The organism is Pseudomonas tohonis, assembly GCF_012767755.2.
In the GTDB taxonomy this organism is placed as follows: Bacteria; Pseudomonadota; Gammaproteobacteria; order Pseudomonadales; family Pseudomonadaceae; genus Metapseudomonas; species Metapseudomonas tohonis.
The window spans coordinates 38,544-59,243 of sequence record NZ_AP023189.1 but is presented as its reverse complement, the minus strand read 5'-3'; the positions used below and the strand labels follow the sequence as shown (position 1 = coordinate 59,243).

Here is a 20,700-nt window from a genome sequence, read left to right as displayed (position 1 = left end):
GTGTTCAGGCGGGCTTGCCGGCGTGCAGCCGGACAGCCGTTGGCGAGCGTTCGGCGGCGAGGGCCGGCGCGCGCACGCGGTAGTTCACCAGCACCAGCGTCAGCAGCAGCAACGCGCCGCCGCCGTTGTGGGCCACTGCCACGGGCAGCGGCAGGTGGAAGATCACGTTGCTGATGCCCAGGCCGACCTGCAGCGCCAGGGCGCCGAGCACGAGCGCGGCGAGGCGGCCGAGACCGGCCCCGCGCAGGCGCCAGGCGAGCACCAGCAGGGTCAGGGTCACCACCAGGGCGCCGAGGCGGTGGGTCATGTGGATGGCGGTGCGGGCGTCGCTGTCCAGCTGCCCGCCCAGGTAGTTGGGGCCGATGTGCTGGCTGAGGTGGAAGCCGTTGGCGAAGTCCATCGCCGGCCACCACTGGCCATGGCAGGTGGGCAGGTCGACGCAGGCCACCGCCGCGTAGTTGGAGCTGACCCAGCCGCCGAGGGCGATCTGCCCGATCACCAGCAACAGGCCGAGTGCCGCCAGGCGGCGCAGGTGCGCGGGCAGTTGCAGCGGGGCGAAGGCACCGGACAGGCGCAGGCTGAGCAGGAACAGCAGCGCCAGCGTGGTGAAGCCGCCGAGCAAGTGCGCGGTGACCACCTGGGGCCAGAGCTTGAGGGTCACCGTCCACATGCCGAAGGCGGCCTGGGCGATGACCACGCCGAGCAGCAGCAGCGGCAGCTTGCGCGGCTGGCCGTCACGCCCGCGCCGTAACAGGGCGTGCACCGCGAGGCCGAGGATGGCCAGGCCCAGGGTGCCGGCGAAGTAGCGGTGGATCATCTCGTTCCAGCCCTTGTCGGCCTCCACCGGCGCCTCGGGGAAATGCACCTCGGCGTGGGCCAGCTGGGCTTCGGTCTTGGGCACGCTGATGAAGCCATAGCAGCCCGGCCAGTCGGGGCAACCGAGGCCGGCATGGGTCAGCCGCGTGTAGGCGCCCAGCAGCACCACCACGACAGCCAGCGCGGTGGCCAGCACCGCAAGGTAGAAACCGGGACGGGATGATCTTGGCATGGGAGAACTCCGTTCTCAGCTGCAAGTTGCAAGCTTCAAGCTGCAAGAGAAAGCTGACCCTCTTGCCGCTTGTAGCTTGAAGCTTGCCGCTGCCCTCAACCTATATTCGAAAGCTTCATCAGGTGGCGCAGGTCGTTGAGGATCTGCTTGCCCTTGATCTTCGCGTCGTAGCGCAGCACCAGGTTGCCGTGGGGGTCGACTATCCACAGCTGCGGGCCGGTGACGTCGCTCTCCACCGCCTTGCCGTACACGGCCGGGTCCAGGCCGTAGCGCTGCAGGCGCGGGTATTCGCGTTCCAGGGTCTGCTGGTAGTCCGCCGACAAGGGCTGGCCGACGGCGAAGGCGTGGCTGGCCCGCCCGGCCTCACGGCCGAGGCCGATGTGGATCTGCCGGGCGACGTAGACCAGTTCCTGGCAGTCGGCCTCGCAGCCTTGCGGTGCGGTGACCAGCAGCTGCCACAGCGCCTCGTCCCCCGCGCCCTGCACGCCGAGGTCGGCGCGGGTCTGGCCGTTGCCGATCAGCGCGCCGTGGTAGCTGCGCCCGTCCGGCACCCAGAAGCGCAGGTGGTACATGGCCGAGGCCAACACCATGGGCCCGATCACCACCGCGAGGATCAGCAGCAGCTGCAGGCGCCCGCGCGAGCGGCGCGGCGGCGTATCAGGCAGAGCGAGGGCTGGGTTCATCCGTTGTCTCCCGTGCTTGGCGAAAACCGAAATAGATGAAGAGCGCGCAGAGGGCCGCCGCCATGGCGAACCACTGCACGGCATAGCCGAGGTGCTTCTCCGGCCCCATGGCCACCACCGGCCAGTCGGCCTCGTAGGCGGCGAGGCCGGGCTCGATGCGCAGCTCGAAGGGCAGGCCGCCACGGCCGAGCTTCTGCCACAGGGTGCGCGGCTCGACCTGGTTGACCAGTTGCGGCCATTCGGTGCCTTCGACGTGCTTGAGCTCGAAGCTGGCGCCCGGCGGCACGTAGACCCAGGCATCGAGGGCCAGGGCCTGGTGCGGGGTGTCGAATTGCGGCGGAGTGCGCCGGTCCGGCCAGGGCAACCAGCCCCGGTTGACCAGCAGCCAGAGCCCGCTGGCCTGGTCGTAGAAGGGTTGCAGCAGCTCGACGCCGGGCTTGCCGGCGCGGATGCGGCTGTCCAGCAGCAGGCTGTGCTGGTCGTCGAAGTGGCCCTGCAGGCGCACCCGCACATAGGCCGGGTCGGGCAGGCGCTCGAGATCGGTGATGGCGATGGGCTCGGCGTTGCGGCGCGCCTCGTAGCCGGCCAGCAGCTGGCGCTTCTCCTCGGCGCGGGACAGCTGCCAGATGCCCAGCCCGACGAGCACGGGCAGCAGCGCCAGCACCACGAGGGTGGGCACGAGGCCGGGGCGGAAGGCCCTCACCCGGCGCGGCCTGGAGCCTGGAAAGCTCTGGCTATACTGCACGACATCCCCCTTAGCCCCCGGAGTCGCCCCATGCTCAAGGCGCTCATCGTTCTCTTGCTGCTGGCCACCGTGGTCAGCCTGTTCAGCGGCCTGTTCTTCCTGGTCAAGGACGAGGGCCGCGGCTCACGCGTGGTCAACGCCCTCACCGTCCGCGTCATCCTTGCCGCCCTCACCATCGGCCTGGTGGCCTGGGGCTTCTACAGCGGACAGCTGGTGTCGCATACGACCTGGTAGGTCGGAGCTGCAAGCTGCAAGCTGCAAGTTTCAAGCTGCAAGAAAAGCCGGGCTCAGCCACCACTTGCAGCTTGCCGCTTGCCCCTTGCAGCTGCCTCTTCAAAGCACATACACAAAGATGAACAGCCCCACCCAGACCACGTCGACGAAGTGCCAGTACCAGCTGGCGGCCTCGAAGCCGAAGTGGTGGTCGGCGTCGAAGTGGCCGCGCAGGATGCGCACCAGCATCACGGTGAGGATCAGCGTGCCCATGGTCACGTGGGCGCCGTGGAAGCCGGTGAGCATGAAGAAGGTGGCGCCGTAGATGCCCGAGCCCAGGGTCAGGCCCAGCTCGGTGTAGGCGTGGACGTATTCCTCGACCTGCAGGGCGAGGAAGGACACGCCCAGGAGGATGGTCAGCCCCAGCCAGATCTTCAGCAGCTTGCGGTTGGCCTTCTTCAGCGCGTGGTGGGCGAAGGTGACGGTGAAGCTGGAGGTCACCAGCAGGATGGTGTTGATCAGCGGCAGGTGCCACGGGTCGATCACTTCCTTCGGCCCGGGGAAGAGTTTCGGGTCGGGGGTGTTGAGCAGGGGCCAGGTGTACTGGAAGTTGGGCCAGAGCATGTTGGCCACGCCCTTGTCGCCTTCGCCGCCCAGCCAGGGGCCGGCCCAGGCGCGCACGTAGAACAGCGCCCCGAAGAAGGCGGCGAAGAACATCACCTCGGAGAAGATGAACCAGCTCATGCCCCAGCGGAACGAGCGGTCCATCTGCGGGCTGTAGAGTCCGCCGCGGCTTTCCTTGATCACCGCGCCGAACCAGCCGAACAGCATGTACGCCAGGCACAGGGCGCCGACGAAGAAGATCAGCGGGCCGTTGGAATCCGGGCGCGCGGCCTTGAGGTCGTTGAACCAGGTGCCCAGGCCGTAGACGGTGACGAGCATGCCGATGGTGGCGATGATCGGCCATTTGCTCTGGGCGGGAACGTAGTACTGCTCGTGACTTGCCATCGTTGTTGTTCTCCTTGTCGGCGCGTCAGCTGCCGGTCTTGGCGACCGGGGGCTTGCGGGCCGTGATATCGAACAGCGTGTAAGCGAGTGTCAGGTGGTGCACGTCGGGCGGCAGGTCGCGGTCGACGATGAAGCGCACCGGCATCTCGATGCGCTCGCCCGGCTGCAGGACCTGCTGGGTGAAGCAGAAGCATTCGGTCTTGTGGAAGTACGCCGCGGCCTTGGACGGCGAGATGCTCGGCACCGCCTGGGCGGTCATGGGCTTGTCGGTGGTGTTGTGGGCGATGAACAGCATTTCGTTGCTCGCCCCCGGGTGCACCACCAGGTCGTCCGCCTTGGAGCGGAATTCCCAGGTCATGTCCGCCGCATTGGTGGCGAGGAACTGCACCCGCACCTGGCGCTTCTCGTCCAGCGCCTGGCTGCCCTCGTAGGCGTTGGCGTTGGTCTTGCCGTTGATGCCGAAGGCCACGCACATCACTTCGTAGATGGGCACCAGGGCGAAACCGAAGCCGAACATCGCCACCACCAGCACCAGGAGGCGCGGGATGAGGCGGCGATTGTTCAGTTCCCCGCTCATCTCACTTCACCTCCGGCGGGGTGCTGAAGGTGTGGTAGGGCGCCGGCGAGGGCACGGTCCACTCCAGCCCCTCGGCACCGTCCCAGGGCTTGGCCGGTGCGGGTTTGCCGCCACGGATGCACTTGATGATGATGAACAGGAACAGCAGCTGGGTGGCGCCGAAGGTGAAGGCACCGATGGAGGAGATCATGTTGAAGTCGGCGAACTGCAGGTTGTAGTCCGGGATGCGTCGCGGCATGCCCGCCAGCCCCACGAAGTGCATGGGGAAGAACGCCATGTTCATGCCGATGAAGCTCATCCAGAAGTGCAGCTTGCCGAGGGTCTCGTCGTACATGTGGCCGGTCCACTTCGGCAGCCAGTAATAGGCCGAGGCGAAGATGCCGAAGATGGCGCCGGGCACCAGCACGTAGTGGAAGTGGGCCACCACGAAGTAGGTGTCGTGGTACTGGAAGTCCGCCGGGGCGATGGCCAGCATCAGCCCGGAGAAGCCGCCGATGGTAAAGAGGATGACGAAGGCCACCGCGAACAGCATCGGTGTCTCGAAGGTCATCGAGCCCTGCCACATGGTGCTGGCCCAGTTGAACACCTTCACCCCGGTGGGCACGGCGATCAGCATGGTGGCGTACATGAAGAACAGCTCGCCGGTCAGCGGGATGCCGACCACGAACATGTGGTGCGCCCAGACGATGAAGGACAGGAAGGCGATGGAGGCGGTGGCGTAGACCATCGAGGTGTAGCCGAACAGCGGCTTGCGCGCGAAGGCCGGGATGATCGAGCTGACCGCGCCGAAGGCGGGCAGGATCATGATGTACACCTCGGGGTGGCCGAAGAACCAGAACACGTGCTGGAACAGCACCGGGTCGCCGCCACCGGCCGCGCTGAAGAAGCTGGTGCCGAAGTGGATGTCCATCAGCATCATGGTCACGCAACCCGCCAGCACCGGCATCACCGCGATCAGCAGGAAGGCGGTGATGAGCCAGGTCCAGACGAACAGCGGCATCTTCATCAGGGTCATGCCCGGGGCGCGCAGGTTGAGGATGGTGGCGATCACGTTGATCGCGCCCATGATCGAGCTGATGCCCATCAGGTGGATGGCGAAGATGAAGTAGGTGACGCTCTCCGGCGCGTAGGTGGTGGACAGCGGGGCGTAGAAGGTCCAGCCGAAGTTGGGCCCGCCGCCGGCGGTGAACAGCGTGCTGATGAGCAGGCCGAAGGCCGCCGGCAGCAGCCAGAAGCTGAAGTTGTTCATGCGCGGCAGGGCCATGTCCGGCGCGCCGACCATCAGCGGGATCATCCAGTTGGCCAGGCCGACGAAGGCCGGCATCACCGCGCCGAAGACCATGATCAGGCCGTGCATGGTGGTCATCTGGTTGAAGAAGGCCGGCTCGACGATCTGCAGGCCGGGCTGGAACAGCTCGGCGCGGATCACCATCGCCATGGAACCCCCGAGGAGGAACATGGTGAAGGCGAACCACAGGTACATGGTGCCGATGTCCTTGTGGTTGGTGGTGAGCACCCAGCGCATCAGGCCCTTGGCCGGGCCGTGGTGGTGATCATGCCCGGCATGATCGTGGTCGATCACTGCACTCATGTCATTTCTCCTCGGCTTGCTTGAGCGCAAGCACTTCTTTCGGCGTCACCATGTCGCCCTTGGCGTTGCCCCAGGCGTTGCGTTCGTAGGTGATGACGGCGGCGATATCGACTTCCGACAGCTGCTTGCCGAAGGCGGCCATGGCCGTGCCGGGCTTGCCGTGGAAGACGATGTTGAGGTGGTCTTCCTTCGGCCCGGTGGCGATCTTCGAGCCCTTGAGCGCCGGGAACATCGGCGGCATGCCCTGGCCCTCGGGCTGGTGACAGGCGGCGCAGGTGGTGTGGTAGACCTTGTCGCCACGGGCGGAGAGCTCTTCGAGCGTCCACTCCTTGTCGGTCAGCTCCTTGAGCTTGGCGACCTCCTCCTTGCGACCGGCGAGCCACTTGGCGAAGTCCTCCTTGGATTTGGCCTCGACCACGATGGGCATGAAGCCGTGGTCCTTGCCGCACAGCTCGGCGCACTGGCCGCGGTAGATGCCGGGCTTGTCGATGCGCGTCCAGGCCTCGTTGACGAAGCCGGGGATGGCGTCGCGCTTGACCGCCAGCGCCGGCACCCACCAGGAGTGGATCACGTCGGCGGCGGTGATCAGGAAGCGCACCTTGGTGCCCACCGGGATCACCAGCGGCTCGTCCACCTCCAGCAGGTAGTGCTCGTCCTTCTCCGCCTTGTTGTGGATCTGCTCGGCGGGCGTGGCGAGGTTGCTGAAGAATTCGACGTCCTGGCCCAGGTACTTGTAGTTCCACTTCCACTGGTAGCCGGTGACCTGGATGTCCAGCTCGGATTCGGAACTGTCGTAGATGTCGATCAGGGTCTTGGTGGCGGGTATCGCCATCAGCACCAGGATGACGAAGGGCACGACCGTCCAGAGAATCTCCACCGTGGTGCTCTCGTGGAAATGCGCAGGTTCCTGGCCGGTGGAGCGGCGGTGGATGATCATCGACCAGAACATGGCGCCGAACACGATCACGCCGATCACGACGCAGATCCAGAAGATCGTCATGTGCAGATCGAAAACGGTACGGCTGACCTCGGTGGCACCAGGTGCCATGTTGACGGTCCAGGCGGCCTGCGCCTGGCTGAAAATCGACCACAGCAGGAGTCCCATCCAGACTCGTGGATGTCGCATCATTGCGGGTTCCCCTTATCGTTCTTGTTATCCCGCCGGCTGGGCCAGCGGCTAAGGGAGCGGTCGTTAATACGGCTGACTTTAACGGCCGACCTTCAGCACGGTGGTGCGCAGTCGGGTGTCATCAGGTAACGCCTTTCGAGTCGGAGTATAGACACCGACTTGAAGCTGGCAACGCGCTGGAAAAATTGGCGCAAGGGCCACAAGCCTTGTCCTAAACGCCACGGCTGGCGCGGGGTTGGCGAAGATGCGCGCACCCCGTTATCGCGAGTGCGCATAAGCATTGCGGCATTATGACAATCGGGTCTTAGCTGCCCGCGACGGCGAGCTAAGTTGTGTCTTCCCCTCCCTTCGATCCATGTCCTACCCAGGAGCAGTCATGAATACCCTCGCCCTGCGCGAACTCATCCAGCGAGCCCACGAACAGGAAGCCCGGAGCGGGCATCTGGCACGCATCCTCGCAAGCCAGATGGACCGCCTCCACCCCGCCATCCGCCTGCCCGCCAGCGATGCCGAAGGCGTGCTGGCGCGCTTCGTGAGCGCCTACATCGAGCAGGTGCCGGATGTGCTCGACGCCGCCGCCAACGTCGCCCGCGAGGCCGGCATCGAGGCCCAGGTGAAACCGGTGCTGAAGGTCGCCGAGCAGTTCTTCCTGCAGCCGCCGAGCCTGGTGGAAGGCCACGAGGGCCTGGACGGCCTGCTCGACGAGGCCTACCTCGCCCACCGCCTGGTGGAGGAGGTGAACGATCGCTACATTGCCCACCTGGGCGAGCCGCTGATCCCCCTGGACACCACCGTGGCCAACCTCATCGCCCACCAGCTGATCGGCGAACCCTTCGCCAACCAGCTCGACGAGGCGGTGCACCACGCGGTGGACGGCATGCTCGACGAGGCGGTGTTCGAACGCGCATCCGTGCAGCATTACCGCGACAGGTTGCACGACCCAAAGGTGGAAGCGGCGTGGAAGCGCTGGCCCTGCCTCTCGCGCCAGCTCGGCGTCGAACTGCAGCTGGACCAGGCGCAACGCGCCGCCGGCTGAACTTCAGACGGCGCGGCCGCGCAGGCTGAGCAGCCGTCCTTCCAGGCGCCGGTTCAGGGCACGGGGCTCGATCTGCAGGGCCCCACCCTGTCGCTGCGCGGCCCGCCCCCAGTCCTCCAGCAGCTCCATGCAGGCGTGGTCGATGTAGCTGAGGTTAGCCAGCGGCACCTGCAGCCGCGTACCTGGCGCCACGCCCTCCAGCACCCGCGCCAGCTGCGGTACCCGCAGGAAGGTGGCGGCACCGGCGAGGCGCAACTCCGCCTCGCCGGGAGCCCCCTGTACCAGGGCGATCTTCAGGCGCGACGCCTTCCAGGCCAGCTTGGCCAGGGTCAGGGCGAAGCCGATCAGCACCCCGCTGAGCAGGTCGAGGGCGACGATCCCCAGCGCGGTGGCCGAGTAGATCAGCAGCGGGGCACGGCCATAGCGCGAGAGATTGCGCATGGCCTTGGCATCCACCAGCTTGCAGCCGGTGAAGACCAGCACGCCGGCCAGCGCCGCCACCGGAATGCTCTGCAGCACCATCGGCAGCAGGGCGACGAAGGCCAGCAGCCAGCCACCGTGCAGCACGGCGGACAGGCGCGTGCGGGCGCCGGCCTGGACGTTGGCGGAGCTGCGCACGATCACCCCGGTCATGGGCAACGCGCCCAGGACGCCACACAGCAGGTTGCCCACGCCCTGGGCCGACAGCTCACGGTCGAGGTCGGAACGCGGCCCGCCATGCATGCGGTCCACCGCTGCGGCGGAGAGCAGCGTCTCGGCACTGGCGACGAAGGCCACCACCAGCGCCGCCAGGAGGATCTGCGGGTCGGCCAGGCCGAGCAGGTCGGCCGGGCGCAGCCAGTCGATGGCCTCGCCCAGGGTGGCCGGCACGCTGACCCGCTGCACATCGAGCGCCAGGGCCAGGCTGGCCAGGGTCGCCAGGCCGACGCCGATCAGCGCGCCGGGCAAGAAGCGCAGCGACTGCGGGCGCCAGCGCTCCCAGCCCCACATGCAGGCGATCGTGCCAAGGCCCAGCGCGGCAGCCGCCAGGCCGCCGCCGGGACCGACCTGGGCGAGCGCGTTGATCAGCGTCTCGGGAAACGCCAGCAGGTTTTCCAGCCCCGATGCCTGGGGCCTGGCATCGAACATCACATGCACCTGCGACATCACGATGAGCGCGCCGATGCCGGCGAGCATGCCGTAGACCACCGCCGGCGCCGTGACCCGGAACCAGCAGCCCAGGCGCAGGCGCCCGGCGCACAACTGCAACAGCCCGGCCAGCACCAGGATGGGCCCGAGCATGGCCATGCCGTGCTCGCGCACCAGTTCGAAGACCAGCACGGCGAGGCCGGCGGCCGGGCCGCTGACCTGCAAGGGCGAGCCCGCCAGCCAGCCGACCACCAGGCCGCCGACGATGCCGGTGATCAGCCCCTTGGCCGGCGGCATGCCGGACGCGATGGCGATGCCCATGCACAGCGGCAGGGCGACGAGAAAGACGACCACCGAGGCCAGCAGGTCCCGGGGCACGGTGGATTTCAAGGAAGCAAGGCGCATGTCGCGATCTCCTGCGGCACGAAGGGGGGCGCGGCGATCTCGGCCGCCACGGCGTATGGGGAGGGCGTCAGGACGCCAGGTAGCGCGGGCGGGGCGTGGCCATGGCGGGGCGGCCCTGCTGCAGCGGCAGGAAGCACCCGGCCTCGGCGTCGTAGGCGCGGATGGCGGCGGTCTCGATGTCGTACACCCAGCCGTGGATGAACAGCTGCCCGGCGGCCATGCGCGCCGCCACGGCGGGATGGGTGCGTAGGTGGTCCAACTGGGCCACCACGTTCTCCTCGGTCAGCACGCCCAGGGCATCGTGCCCGGCGCAGTCGCAGTTGCGCTCCACCAGGCTGCGGGCCACCTCGGCGTGGCGCAGCCAGGCGCTGACGGTGGGCATGCCGTGCAGGGCATCCGGGGCCAGCACGGCCTTCATCGCGCCGCAGTCGGAGTGCCCGCAGACGATGATGTGATGCACGCCAAGGGCCATGACCGCGTACTCGATGGCGGTGGAAACGCCGCCGTTCATCTGGCCGTAGGGCGGCACCAGGTTGCCGACGTTGCGGGTGACGAACAGATCACCGGGCGAGCTGTGGGTGATCAGCTCCGGCGCCACCCGCGAGTCGGCGCAGGTGATGAACATGGCGCGCGGCGACTGCTGCCGGGCCAGGCGCTGGAAGAGGCCGCGCTGCTGGGGAAAGGTCTCCTCCCGGAAGCGCCGGCAGCCACGCACCAGGGTGTCGAAGGTGGTTGCGGCGTCACTCTCTGCCAGGGGGGCGGGCGGGATGCTGCGGATGTCCTGTTTCATGCTTTCTCCTGTTTGCTTTCCGAGCGGGCCGATGGCCCTGGTGACCTGCCGGTCGACGGCGGCCTGCAACCCGACCGGGCGGTCGGATGGAGAAAAACCTTAGGCGCGAAGACTTAACTCAAACTGAAGAAACCGCTCTGGAATGAGCATTACAGACGAATGGCCGATAGCAGTCTGCCAGCCCGGGCCGGCGATGGGACGACCGTGCAGGCGCTCGACGCGGCGAAGGTGCAGCCGCGAAGGGAAGGAAGAAACGGACGGTGCCCCGGCCGAAACCGGGGCACCGGGGCTCACAGGTAGCGGGCGCGGGGCGTGGCCATCGGCAGCGGGCCGTCGCCGATGGTGCGGAAGCGACCGCTCTCGGCGTCGTAGGCGCGGATGGCGGCGGTCTCGATGTCGTACACCCAGCCGTGGATGAACAGCTGGCCGCTGGCCAGTCGCGCCGCCACCGAGGGGTGGGTGCGCAGGTGGTCCAGCTGGGCCACCACGTTCTCCTCGGTCAGCACGCCCAGGGTCTCGTGGTTGGCGCAGCCGCAGTTCTCGGCGACCACGGTGCGGGCCACTTCGGCGTGGCGCAGCCAGGCCTTGACGGTGGGCATGCGCTCCAGCTGCTCGGGGTTGAGCACCGCCTTCATGGCGCCGCAGTCGGAGTGGCCGCAGATGATGATGTGGTGCACGCCGAGGGCCATGACGGCGAACTCGATGGCGGTGGAAACGCCGCCGTTCATCTGGCCGTAGGGCGGCACCACGTTGCCGACGTTGCGGGTGACGAACAGGTCGCCGGGGGAGCTCTGGGTGATCAGCTCCGGGACGATGCGCGAGTCCGCGCAGGTGATGAACATGGCGCGGGGTTTCTGCTCATGGGCCAGGCGCTTGAACAGCTCTTCCTGCTCCGGGTAGACCTGGTCGCGGAAACGCTGGAAACCTTCGACGATGTTGCGCAGCGCTTCTTCGGCGCTTTCCTGGGTTTGCGGGGTATCGTGCTCGTCGCTCATGCCGACCTCGTTCGCCTTGGGACTCTGTAGGGGTAAGTGGGATTACTTTACCGATAAGGTCGGATTTATCCGACCCCCTACAGGACACCGTTCGGCGCGTTCCGGTCACACTCCGGCCCCGCAAAAGCCCTTCCGCCCATCCTTTCGCTCACAGCAGGGCCATCTGCCCGCCGGGCGGACAGAAGCGCGAGCAATCCAGCGCCACGTCGCCGCGCTTCTCCAGGCCCAGACGACGCATGGCCACGGCGAAGCGCTGGGCCAGCAGCTCGGCGAAGGCGCCTTCGCCGCTGAAGCGCTTGCCGAAGCGGCTGTCGTACACCTCGCCGCCCCGGCACTGGCGGATGATGCTCATCACGTGGGCCGCGCGTTGCGGGTAGTGGGCCTGGAGCCACTCCTCGAACAGCGGCGCCACCTCCCGGGGCAGGCGCACCAGCATGTAGGAGGCACTGCGCGCGCCGGCATCGCGGGCCGCCTCCAGCAGGCTCTCCAGTTCGCTGTCGTTGATCATCGGGATCATCGGCGAGCAGAGCAAGCCCACCGGCACGCGGTTCTCGCGCAGCACGCGGATCGCCCGCAGCCGCGCGGAGGGCGCCGCGGCGCGCGGTTCGAGGATGCGCTTGAGCTCATCGTCGAGGGTGGTGAGGCTGATCATCACCTTGACCAGGCGCTGCTCGGCCAGCTGGGTCAGCAGGTCGAGGTCGCGCAACAGCAGCGAGCCCTTGGTGACGATGGTCAGCGGATGGCGGTAGCGCAGCAGCACTTCCAGTACCTGGCGGGTGATGCGGTGCTCGCGCTCGATGGGCTGGTAGGGGTCGGTGTTGGCGCCCAGGGCGATGGGCGCGCAAGCGTAGCCGGGCTTGCTCAACTGCTGCTCCAGCAGGGCGGCGGCGTTGGTCTTGGCGATCAGCCGGGTCTCGAAGTCGATGCCCGGCGACAGGTCCCAGTAGGCGTGGCTGGGCCGCGCGTAGCAATAGATGCAGCCGTGCTCGCAGCCGCGGTAGGGGTTGATGGAGCGATCGAAGGGCAGGTCCGGCGACTGGTTGCGGGCGATGATGCTCTTGGCCGTCTCGATGCGCACTTCGGTGGCGCGGGTCGGCGGCACTTCCAGGTACCAGCCGTCGTCCTCGGCCACCGAGAGGGTCGGAGCGAAGCGGTTGTAGGGGTTGCTACCGGTTCCACGGCCACGGGGCGGAAGGGTGACGGACATGGCGAGGCGCTCCGAATATACTGTATTCATGAACAGTATATTCTTACAGCGTCCTGCGCCAGCCGGTTTTCGTCGGAAAGCCCTACTCGTCCTCGCTCGGCGGCGTGAACGGCTCGATCAGGTACTGCCGGCCATGGGCCTTGCAGTCGGCGAGGGTGCCTTCGGCGGAGGAGCGCAACTGCAGGAAGCTGCTGCCGAAGCGCTGTTCGTCGGTATCCACCAGGCCGTCCTTCAGGTCCACGCTGTTGGCCATGGCCATCGAGTCGGCGTACTTGAAGTCATCGCCCCAGCCGGACTTGCCGGTCCAGAGGACAATGCGCTGGCCTTCCTGCCAGTGCACGGCCGCCTTGCGCTTGCCGTCCGGCCACTGGTAGCCGACCACGCAGAAGTGGTTGGCGCTGTCGTTGCGCCTGGCCTGCACCAGCAGGAAGCGCATGTCCTGCTCGGGATCGGCGAAGGCCTTGTCCTGGGCGATGTCGAAACGCGCCACCTGGCCGCTGTAGATCGACGGGCCGAAGGACTCGGCCGCGCAGGCACCGAGGGCGACGAGGAGCAGGGTGCCGGAGAAGAATCCGGCCAGGCGTGGGCTGTTCATTTCTTCGGTTTACCGGGGTTGTTGGGGTTGTCGATGAAGGCCTGGGTGAGGCTGAAGAAGGTCTGGCCACCCTTGTCGACCGCCTTGATGAAATAGCCGCCCGGGTTGCTGCCTTCGGTCATCCAGCCGTAGACCGGCGGCTTGTAGGGCTTGGCCAGGCTCTTGCCCGCCGCCACGTCCAGCGCGTTCTGCACATGCTGGCGGACGAAGGAGAAGCGCAGGTCGGAGCCGTCGTTGGCCAGGCGCAGGTAGCTGTCGATCTTGCCTTCCTTGCTGCCGATGGACGGGTAGTTGCCGAACCCCTCGAACTGCAGCGGGTCGCGGGCGGTGATGAAGCCCGTCATGGTCTTGTTGGCCGGCTTGCCGAAGTGCTTGGGTTCGGAGAACGCCATGCGGTTCTCGATGACCTGCCGCATCAGCTGCATGGAGAACAGGGCTTCCTCCAGGCCACCGGCATTCTTCGGCACCACCGATTCGGCCAGCAGCAGGCGCGCGAGGCAGCCTTCGTCGGTACTGGCATCGGGCAGCGTCAACGCCTCCAGCACGGTGATCACCACGTGGATGCCGGAAGGCAGGTCATCGGTGGCGGAAAAGGCTTCTACGCGCACCGACTGGCAGGCGCGCAACGCCTTGATGGTGATGCTCTGCTCGCTCTGGCGATCGTTCGCGTCCTGCTTCACTTCCAGGCAGGTGTTGGCGCTCTTGATCCGGTAGTGCTTCTTGCCCGGGCCCAGGCCGTTGAGCTTCAGCTTGAGGACGTTGCCGACCACCAGTTCGAGGCTGCCGACGACCGGAAGTTTGTTGCGAGTAAAGGTGGGCACCTGGGTCTCCTTGCTGTATCGCCGCCCTCTGCGGCGGCTCCCTGTGCAGCGGGGCACCGCAGGGAAAATTACTCCCGGCCCCGCGCTGCGGCAAGGCGCCCGGTCGGCGGAAGTGACGCAGTTCGCCTCAGTCTTCGCGGGCGCAGCGCTCCAGGGCATCGAGGTCCGCCGCCATGATCGCCGCCAGGTGCCGGCTGACTTTCTCCACCGGCCAGTCCCACCAGGCAATGGCCAGCAGGCGCTCCCCCACCGCGTCGGAAAAGCGCTGTTTCAGCGGCTCGGCCGGGTTGCCGCCGACCACGGTGTAGGGCGGCACGTCGCGGGTCACCACCGAGCGCGAGGAGATGATGGCGCCGTCGCCGATCTTCACCCCGGGCATGATCAGCGCCTCGTAGCCGATCCACACGTCGTTGCCGATCCGGGTGTCGCCCTTGTTGGGGAACTCCGACAGGTCGGGCATGTGCTGTTCCCAGCCGCCGCCGAAGATCTGGAAGGGGTAGGTGGAGAAGCCGGAAAGCTTGTGGTTGGCGCCGTTCATGATGAACTTCACGCCGCGCGCGATGGCACAGAAGCGTCCGATCACCAGGCGATCGCCGATGAAGGGGTAGAGATAGAGGACGTTGCGCTCGAAGTTCTCCGAATCTTCCGGGTCGTCGTAGTAGGTGTACTCGCCGATCTCGATCTGCGGGTTGCTGACCGTGTTGCGGATGAAGCAGACCTGTGGGAAGCCCGCCATGGGGTGCGGGTTGCGGGGGTCGGGTCCGTGCATGGAGCCTCCGGCTCGTGGGGGTGGGTGCCGCCCGGGTCAGCCCTGCAGGCGCACCTGCAGGCCGCCGTAGCCATTGGCCCCGGGCTCGCCCTGGATCTCGACACGGCCCTGGGCGGCCAATTCACGGGCGCGCCAGAAGAGGAAGAAGTCGGTGGCGAAGAAGCCATCGCAACGGGCCATGACGTCGGCCATCGCGCGGCCCAGCGGGCGCCACTCCGACGTGCAGGAGCCGATCAGGTCGGCATCGATGAAGCTGAAGTCCTCGCCATGGAAAGCCCCTTCGCGCCAGCGCCGGATGCCCGCGCCCTCGGCCAGCGCGCCGCGCCACTGGGCGGCCAGCGCCTGCCGGCGCTCCGCCTCGATCGGCCTGGGCAGGTAGAGCTCGGCCAGCTCGTCCGGCGCATGCATGGCCACGGCGCGACGGCTGGCCACGCGGCTATCGCCGCTGCCGCAGGGCACTTCCCAGAGCGGCAGCTGGCTGTGTTCCAGCGCCGCCGCGACCCGGGCCAGCAACAGCTGCTCGGAGGCGCTGTCGCCATGCCAGACGGTCACCGCGTGGCTCTGCAGGGCGAGGCCGGCGAGCCATTGGGCGTCTTCGCCCAGGCCGGCCTCGAAGTCCGGCACCGGCTGCACCGCAACCGGCCAGACCGCGCGCCAGAAGGCGGCGCGGCGGGTGCAGGGCGGCTGTTCGATGCCGCTCAGCGGACCGACCGCGAGGTCGTCGCGCAGCACCCGCAGGAAGCTGCGCGCCACGTCTTCGCCCAGCACGGACGCGACGCCTTCGACCGCGTTGTCACCGCATACCAGGTGCCACATCACGCCCTCCCTGGCCTCGACGCTACTCGCTGGGCTTCTTCAGTTTCGGATTGGGGAAGAACTGCACGCCCTGGACCTTCGGGTCGGCCGGCTTGGGCACGGCCTTGTTGACCCGCGTGCCCAGTTCCTTGGGCACCGACTGGCCTTGCGCATTGAGGGTGTCGGCATAGCCGCAGGCGACGCACTGGCGGTGCGGCACGCCGTCCTCGTCCCACATCTGGATGCGGTCCTGCTCGCTGCACGCCGGGCACACGGCACCGGCGATGAAGCGCTTCTTGGTGACGTTCACGGGACCTTCGCTCATGCGGCCTCCGACGACAGGCCGAGGTGGCGCAACAGGGCGTCGATGGAGGGCTCGCGACCGCGGAAATCGACGAACAGCACCATCGGCTCCTGGGAGCCGCCACGGGCGAGGATGGCCTCGCGGAAGGCGCGCCCGGTGTCGGCGTTGAACACGCCTTCTTCCTCGAACTTGGAGAAGGCGTCGGCGGAGAGCACTTCCGCCCACTTGTAGCTGTAGTAACCGGCCGCGTAACCACCGGCGAAGATGTGCGCGAAGCTGTTGGCGAAGCGGTTGAAGGCCGGCGGGCGCATCACCGAGACCTCGGCACGGATGCCTTCGAGCACCTCCAGCACGCTGCGGCCATCGCCGTGGGTGGCGTGCAGCTCGAAGTCGAACAGGGAGAATTCCAGCTGGCGCACCATCATCAGGCCCGACTGGAAGTTCTTCGCCGCCAGCATCTTGTCCAGCAGGTCCTGGGGCAGGGGTTCGCCGGTCTGGTAGTGGCCGGAGATCAGCGCCAGGCCTTCCGGCTCCCAGCACCAGTTCTCCATGAACTGGCTGGGGAGCTCGACCGCGTCCCAGGCCACGCCGTTGATACCGGAGGCCCCGGCGTGCTCGACGCGGGTCAGCAGGTGGTGCAGGCCGTGGCCGAACTCATGGAACAGGGTGGTGACTTCGTCGTGGGTCAGCAGCGCGGGCTTGCCGCCGACGGCCGGGGTGAAGTTGCACACCAGGTTGGCCACCGGGCTGATCAGCTTGCCGGCGGAGGTGCGGCGCTTGTCGCGGGCACCGTCCATCCACGCACCACCACGCTTGTTGGCGCGGGCATAGAGGTCGAAGAAGAAGCGGCCGACGTGCTGGCCGTTCTCGCGGATCTCGAAGAGGCGGACGTCCGGGTGCCAGGTGTCGAAGCCCGACAGCTCGCGGATCTCGATGCCGTAGAGCTTCTGCACGATGGCGAAGAGGCCGGTGAGCACCTTGTCGATGGGGAAATAGGCGCGGAGGATTTCCTGGGAGATGCTGTAGCGCTGCTCGCGCAGCTTCTCGCTGTAGTAGCCGGTGTCCCAGCTCTGCAGGTCGTCCAGCCCCTGCTCGGCGGCGAAGGCCTTGAGCTCGTCGAGGTCCTGCCGGGCGAAGGGCTTGCTGCGCACGGCCAGGTCGCGGAGGAAGCTCAGCACCTGGTCGCTGGACTCGGCCATCTTGGTCGCCAGGCTCAGCTCGGCGTAGCTGGCGAAACCGAGCAGGCCGGCCAGCTCCTGGCGCAGGTCGAGGATCTGCTCCATCACCGGGCCGTTGTCGTTCTGGCCGGCGTTCGGCCCCTGGTCGGAGGCACGGGTGCAGTAGGCGGTGTAGACCTCTTCGCGCAGCGCGCGGTCGTTGGCGTAGGTCATCACCGCGTAGTAGCTGGGGAACTCCAGGCTGATCAGCCAGCCATCCAGGCCCTTGGCCTGGGCGGCCTGGGCCATCTGCGCACGGGCGGACTCGGTGAGCCCGTCGAGCGCGGCTTCGTCGGTGACGTGCTTGGTCCAGGCCTGGGTGGCGTCCAGCAGCTGGTTGGAGAAGCGGCTGGTGAGCTCGGAGAGCTTCATCTGGATCTCGCCGTAGCGCTGCTGCTTGTCGGCGGGCAGGTCGATGCCGGAGAGGCGGAAGTCACGCAGGGCGTGTTCGAGGATGGTCTTCTGCGCCACGTCGAAGCCGGCGGCCTCGGGGCTGCCGGCCAGTGCCTCGTAGGCCTGGAACAGTTCGCGGTTCTGGCCGAGTTCCGTCCAGTACTCGGAGAGCTTGGGCAGGCAGGCCTCATAGGCGCCGCGCAGCTCGGCGCTGTTGCACACGGCGTTGAGGTGGCTGACCGGGCTCCACGCACGACCCAGGCGCTCGCCGAGCTCGTCCAGCGCCAGCACCAGGCCCTGCCAGGTCGGCGTGCCCTGCTGGCCGGCGAGCAGCGCATCGATGGCGGCACGGCTGTCGGCGAGGATGGTGTCGATGGCGGGCTCTACATGTTCCGGACGGATGCTGGAGTAGGGCGGCAGGTCGAAATCCTGAAGGAGGGGATTGCTGGAACTCACGGCATTCACCTGTTGCGTCTGGAAAGTTGATGGATCGTTGATACCGGGAAAGAGAGAGGGGGCACAAGGCCCCCTCCGCAAATCATTTCCCGCGCCTGGACAGATGCCAGGAGCCGTTCAGTGGCATACCGCTCACGCCCTTGGCGATCTTCTGGATCTGCCCTCCGCGCCGCAGATAGGCGGCTACATGGGCCTCGAGGGCTTCGCGGGTCACCGTGGCCGCTGCGGCCTTGGAACGATTCGCGGAAGATCTGAAACGCAAGGTGGTCATGGACACTCTCCTTTCCAGAGACGGCCGGCCACTATGCCAGAATTTTGACGGGCCTTTCGGGAAGGGACTGAAGAGTGGGACAACCATCGAGCCGCGAGGTTTAACCCGGGTCGACAGCGAACATCTTAATTACAATCGGCGCACAACGCAGCCACAGGACTTTCTATGAGCGCGATACGAACCTACCGCGGCACCGCCCCCCAGCTGGGTCAGCGGGTTTTCGTCGACCGATCCGCGGTCGTCATCGGCGATGTCGAGCTGGGCGAGGACAGCTCGGTCTGGCCCTTCGCCCTGATACGCGGCGACATGCATCGCATCCGCATCGGGGCACGGACCAGCGTACAGGACGGCAGTGTCCTGCATATCACCCATGCCGGCCCCTTCAACCCGGACGGCTTTCCCCTTCTCATCGGCGACGACGTGACCATCGGCCACAAGGTGACCCTGCACGGCTGCACCCTCGGCAACCGCATCCTGGTGGGTATGGGCAGCATCGTCATGGACGGCGCCGTGGTCGAGGACGAGGTGGTGATCGGCGCCGGCAGCCTGGTGCCGCCGGGCAAACGCCTGGAGAGCGGCTTCCTCTACGTCGGCAGCCCGGTGAAACAGGCCCGCCCGCTGAGCGACAAGGAAAGGGCCTTCTTCACTTACAGCGCCGCCAACTACGTGAAGCTGAAGGACCTGCATATCGCCGAGGGGTACGGCGAGTGAGAATGCCTTGACCTGTTCAAAGGCAAGGAGAGCTTCATGAAACGGAACATCACCGACCGGCACCATGCCACCTTCGAAGGCCTCCGCCAGATGGATGCCCAAGGCAACGAGTTCTGGCTGGCCAGGCAATTGGCCGAGGTGCTGGGCTACTCCCAGTACCGTCACTTCACCCCGGTGGTGGCACGTGCGCGGGAGGCCTGCCTGCGCAGCGGCCACGCGGTCGAGGACCATATTGAGGACATCCTCACAATGGTCGAGATCGGCTCCGGTGCACGGCGCCAGGTGCCTGACATCCGCCTGTCCCGCTACGCCTGCTACCTGATCGTGCAGAACGGCGACCCAAGCAAACCGGTCATCGCCAATGGTCAGACCTACTTCGCCATCCAGACCCGCCGCCAGGAGTTGGCCGATGATGATCGCTTCGCCCGATTTGACGAAGACGAAAAGCGTCTGGCGATAAGCAATGAGCTGGCCCAGCACAACAAGCACCTGGCCGCAGCGGCCAGAGATGCCGGTGTAGCCAGCAGCCTGGATTACGCCATATTCCAGGACCACGGTTACCGCGGCCTGTATGGCGGCCTCTCAGCGCGTGACATCCACGCGCGCAAGCAGCTGAAGAAGAGCCAGAAGATCCTCGACCACATGGGCAGCACGGAACTGGCCGCCAACCTGTTCCGCGCCACTCAGACCGAGGACAAGTTGCGCAGGGAGAATGTGCAGGGCAAACAGCTCGCCAATCAGGTCCATCACGACGTTGGCAGGAAGGTCCGGCAGACCATCGAGGACCTCGGCGGCACGATGCCCGAATCACTTCCCACGCCGGATCGCAGCATCCAGCAGATCGAATCCGAACAGAAAAAGATCAAGAAAGAGCCCTGACCGCCATGCACCAGCCGAACATCCTCTTCGACCTCGACGGCACCCTCACCGACCCGCGCGAGGGCATCACCCGCTCCATCCAGTACGCCCTGGGCAAGCTGGATATCCACGAGCCGGACCTCACCCGCCTGGAGCATTTCATCGGCCCGCCGCTGTTGCAGTGCTTCATGCAGACCTACGGTTTCGACGAGCCCCGCGCCTGGGAGGCGGTGAACCACTACCGCGATCGCTTCAAGGTCACCGGGCTCTACGAGAACCGCGTGTTCGACGGCGTCGCCCAGTTGCTGGGGATGCTCGGCGAGCAGGGCCGCACGTTGTACATCGCCACCAGCAAGCCGGCGGTGTTCGCCCGCGAGATTGCGCGGCACTTCGACTTCGCCAGGCATTTCAAGGTGATCTACGGCAGCGAGCTGGACGGCACCCGCACCAACAAGGTGGAGCTGATCCGCCACCTGCTCGACGAGGAGGGGCTGGACCCGGCGCAGACGCTGATGATCGGTGACCGCAAGCACGACCTGATCGGCGCCCGGGAGAATGGCCTGCAGGCCATCGGCGTCGGCTACGGCTTCGGCAGCCACGAGGAGCTGATGGCGGAATCGCCGGCCTGGTACTTCGCCACGCTCGCGGAAATGCACCAGGCCTTCGAAGGCGTGTAGGCCGGGCTTCAGCCCGGGGATTCCAGGGCGGCGGGCTCAGGTCCCGTTGCGCTGGTAGACGATCTTCTTCGTGCCGTTCTCGCAGGTGCCGACCACCATGTTCGGGTCTTCCACCTCCGCGGCCGGCACGATTTCCAGGGTGTAGGCGGTCACCCCGGCGGCCTGGATCTTCACCTCGATCTCCTGCTTGAGCGCCTCGCAAGGCTTGGGCGCCGCTACGGCGGCGCTCCCCAGCAGGCCGAGCAGCACGGCCAATCCCCATCTGTTCATCGCACACC

General features: G+C 67.0%; 24 protein-coding genes. 5 read left to right on the top strand and 19 right to left on the bottom strand.

The genetic code is table 11. From position 1 onward, the window contains the following. Positions 1-4: 4 nt before the first annotated feature. The 3 genes from HSX14_RS00320 to HSX14_RS00310 all read right to left on the bottom strand — a co-directional run bounded on the left by HSX14_RS00320 (position 5) and on the right by HSX14_RS00310 (position 2,434). Positions 5-1,048, bottom strand: coding sequence for a COX15/CtaA family protein (locus HSX14_RS00320; RefSeq protein ID WP_173174739.1), 1,044 nt, complete (start codon positions 1,046-1,048; stop codon positions 5-7). Positions 1,049-1,143: 95 nt separating this feature from the next. Beyond that, complete coding sequence (locus tag HSX14_RS00315) at positions 1,144-1,731, bottom strand: hypothetical protein (RefSeq protein WP_173174737.1); 588 nt, start codon at positions 1,729-1,731, stop codon at positions 1,144-1,146. Beyond that, positions 1,706-2,434, bottom strand: a complete 729-nt coding sequence (locus HSX14_RS00310; RefSeq protein WP_173174880.1) for an SURF1 family protein — start codon at positions 2,432-2,434, stop codon at positions 1,706-1,708. Before HSX14_RS00310 ends, HSX14_RS00315 begins: the two co-directional genes overlap by 26 nt. A gap of 72 nt (positions 2,435-2,506) precedes the next feature. Here HSX14_RS00310 and HSX14_RS00305 point away from each other — a divergent pair, with 72 nt between their 5' ends. Continuing rightward, the gene (locus HSX14_RS00305) at positions 2,507-2,710 is read left to right on the top strand and encodes a twin transmembrane helix small protein (protein WP_111259294.1); all 204 of its coding nucleotides are present in this window, start codon (positions 2,507-2,509) and stop codon (positions 2,708-2,710) included. Positions 2,711-2,809: 99 nt separating this feature from the next. Here HSX14_RS00305 and HSX14_RS00300 read toward each other — a convergent pair whose 3' ends face one another. Genes HSX14_RS00300 through coxB form a run of 4 tightly spaced genes read right to left on the bottom strand, consistent with a single transcriptional unit; the run spans position 2,810 to position 6,994 of the window. Then, a complete protein-coding gene (locus HSX14_RS00300) occupies positions 2,810-3,697 on the bottom strand; it encodes a cytochrome c oxidase subunit 3 (protein WP_173174735.1) in 888 nt (295 codons plus the stop codon). A gap of 25 nt (positions 3,698-3,722) precedes the next feature. Then, complete coding sequence (locus HSX14_RS00295; protein WP_173174733.1) at positions 3,723-4,274, bottom strand: cytochrome c oxidase assembly protein; 552 nt, start codon at positions 4,272-4,274, stop codon at positions 3,723-3,725. 1 nt (position 4,275) lies between these two features. Beyond that, positions 4,276-5,865 (bottom strand): cytochrome c oxidase subunit I, encoded by a 1,590-nt coding sequence (gene ctaD / locus HSX14_RS00290; RefSeq protein WP_173174731.1) that lies wholly within the window; start codon positions 5,863-5,865, stop codon positions 4,276-4,278. A gap of 1 nt (position 5,866) precedes the next feature. Further along, positions 5,867-6,994, bottom strand: a complete 1,128-nt coding sequence (coxB, locus tag HSX14_RS00285; RefSeq protein WP_173174729.1) for a cytochrome c oxidase subunit II — start codon at positions 6,992-6,994, stop codon at positions 5,867-5,869. A gap of 376 nt (positions 6,995-7,370) precedes the next feature. Between coxB and HSX14_RS00280 the strand changes: the two genes are divergently transcribed. After that, positions 7,371-8,030, top strand: a complete 660-nt coding sequence (locus HSX14_RS00280) for a hypothetical protein (protein ID WP_173174727.1) — start codon at positions 7,371-7,373, stop codon at positions 8,028-8,030. A gap of 3 nt (positions 8,031-8,033) precedes the next feature. Here the strand turns inward: HSX14_RS00280 and HSX14_RS00275 are convergent, their stop codons facing one another. The 11 genes from HSX14_RS00275 to HSX14_RS00225 all read right to left on the bottom strand — a co-directional run bounded on the left by HSX14_RS00275 (position 8,034) and on the right by HSX14_RS00225 (position 18,176). Then, entirely contained in the window at positions 8,034-9,563 is a 1,530-nt protein-coding gene (locus HSX14_RS00275; RefSeq protein WP_173174725.1) for a SulP family inorganic anion transporter, read from the bottom strand. A 67-nt stretch (positions 9,564-9,630) separates the two neighbouring features. Further along, on the bottom strand, positions 9,631-10,353 hold the full coding sequence (locus HSX14_RS00270; protein ID WP_173174723.1) for a carbonic anhydrase: 723 nt from the start codon (positions 10,351-10,353) through the stop codon (positions 9,631-9,633). A gap of 290 nt (positions 10,354-10,643) precedes the next feature. Then, positions 10,644-11,348 (bottom strand): carbonic anhydrase, encoded by a 705-nt coding sequence (locus HSX14_RS00265; RefSeq protein ID WP_021219886.1) that lies wholly within the window; start codon positions 11,346-11,348, stop codon positions 10,644-10,646. A gap of 148 nt (positions 11,349-11,496) precedes the next feature. Further along, positions 11,497-12,555, bottom strand: coding sequence for a PA0069 family radical SAM protein (locus HSX14_RS00260; protein WP_173174721.1), 1,059 nt, complete (start codon positions 12,553-12,555; stop codon positions 11,497-11,499). A gap of 82 nt (positions 12,556-12,637) precedes the next feature. Then, positions 12,638-13,150, bottom strand: a complete 513-nt coding sequence (locus tag HSX14_RS00255; RefSeq protein ID WP_173174719.1) for a hypothetical protein — start codon at positions 13,148-13,150, stop codon at positions 12,638-12,640. After that, positions 13,147-13,971 carry a hypothetical protein gene (locus HSX14_RS00250; protein WP_111259284.1) on the bottom strand — a complete coding sequence of 275 codons (825 nt, stop codon included), beginning with the start codon at positions 13,969-13,971 and terminating at the stop codon, positions 13,147-13,149. Before HSX14_RS00250 ends, HSX14_RS00255 begins: the two co-directional genes overlap by 4 nt. Positions 13,972-14,098: 127 nt before the next feature. After that, entirely contained in the window at positions 14,099-14,740 is a 642-nt protein-coding gene (locus HSX14_RS00245) for a Vat family streptogramin A O-acetyltransferase (RefSeq protein WP_173174716.1), read from the bottom strand. 36 nt (positions 14,741-14,776) lie between these two features. Further along, entirely contained in the window at positions 14,777-15,556 is a 780-nt protein-coding gene (locus HSX14_RS00240; RefSeq protein ID WP_173174714.1) for a DUF3658 domain-containing protein, read from the bottom strand. Positions 15,557-15,578: 22 nt separating this feature from the next. Then, positions 15,579-15,860: a YheV family putative zinc ribbon protein gene (locus tag HSX14_RS00235; RefSeq protein WP_021219893.1), complete on the bottom strand. Its 282-nt coding sequence runs from the start codon at positions 15,858-15,860 to the stop codon at positions 15,579-15,581. Continuing rightward, entirely contained in the window at positions 15,857-17,905 is a 2,049-nt protein-coding gene (prlC, locus tag HSX14_RS00230; RefSeq protein WP_173174712.1) for an oligopeptidase A, read from the bottom strand. The genes HSX14_RS00235 and prlC overlap by 4 nt, the downstream gene beginning before the upstream one ends. Before the next feature lie 82 nt (positions 17,906-17,987). Next, positions 17,988-18,176, bottom strand: coding sequence for a hypothetical protein (locus HSX14_RS00225; RefSeq protein WP_173174710.1), 189 nt, complete (start codon positions 18,174-18,176; stop codon positions 17,988-17,990). Between the two features lie 165 nt (positions 18,177-18,341). Between HSX14_RS00225 and HSX14_RS00220 the strand changes: the two genes are divergently transcribed. The 3 genes from HSX14_RS00220 to HSX14_RS00210 are packed head-to-tail and all read left to right on the top strand — an operon-like array spanning position 18,342 to position 20,422. Next, positions 18,342-18,887 carry a gamma carbonic anhydrase family protein gene (locus HSX14_RS00220; RefSeq protein ID WP_173174708.1) on the top strand — a complete coding sequence of 182 codons (546 nt, stop codon included), beginning with the start codon at positions 18,342-18,344 and terminating at the stop codon, positions 18,885-18,887. 36 nt (positions 18,888-18,923) lie between these two features. Then, a complete protein-coding gene (gene dinD / locus HSX14_RS00215) occupies positions 18,924-19,766 on the top strand; it encodes a DNA damage-inducible protein D (protein WP_173174706.1) in 843 nt (280 codons plus the stop codon). Between the two features lie 5 nt (positions 19,767-19,771). Next, complete coding sequence (locus tag HSX14_RS00210) at positions 19,772-20,422, top strand: HAD family hydrolase (protein WP_173174704.1); 651 nt, start codon at positions 19,772-19,774, stop codon at positions 20,420-20,422. Positions 20,423-20,458: 36 nt separating this feature from the next. On the opposite strand, the gene HSX14_RS00205 is transcribed toward HSX14_RS00210, so the two are convergent. Then, positions 20,459-20,692, bottom strand: a complete 234-nt coding sequence (locus HSX14_RS00205; RefSeq protein WP_173174701.1) for a DUF1161 domain-containing protein — start codon at positions 20,690-20,692, stop codon at positions 20,459-20,461. Positions 20,693-20,700: the final 8 nt, after the last annotated feature.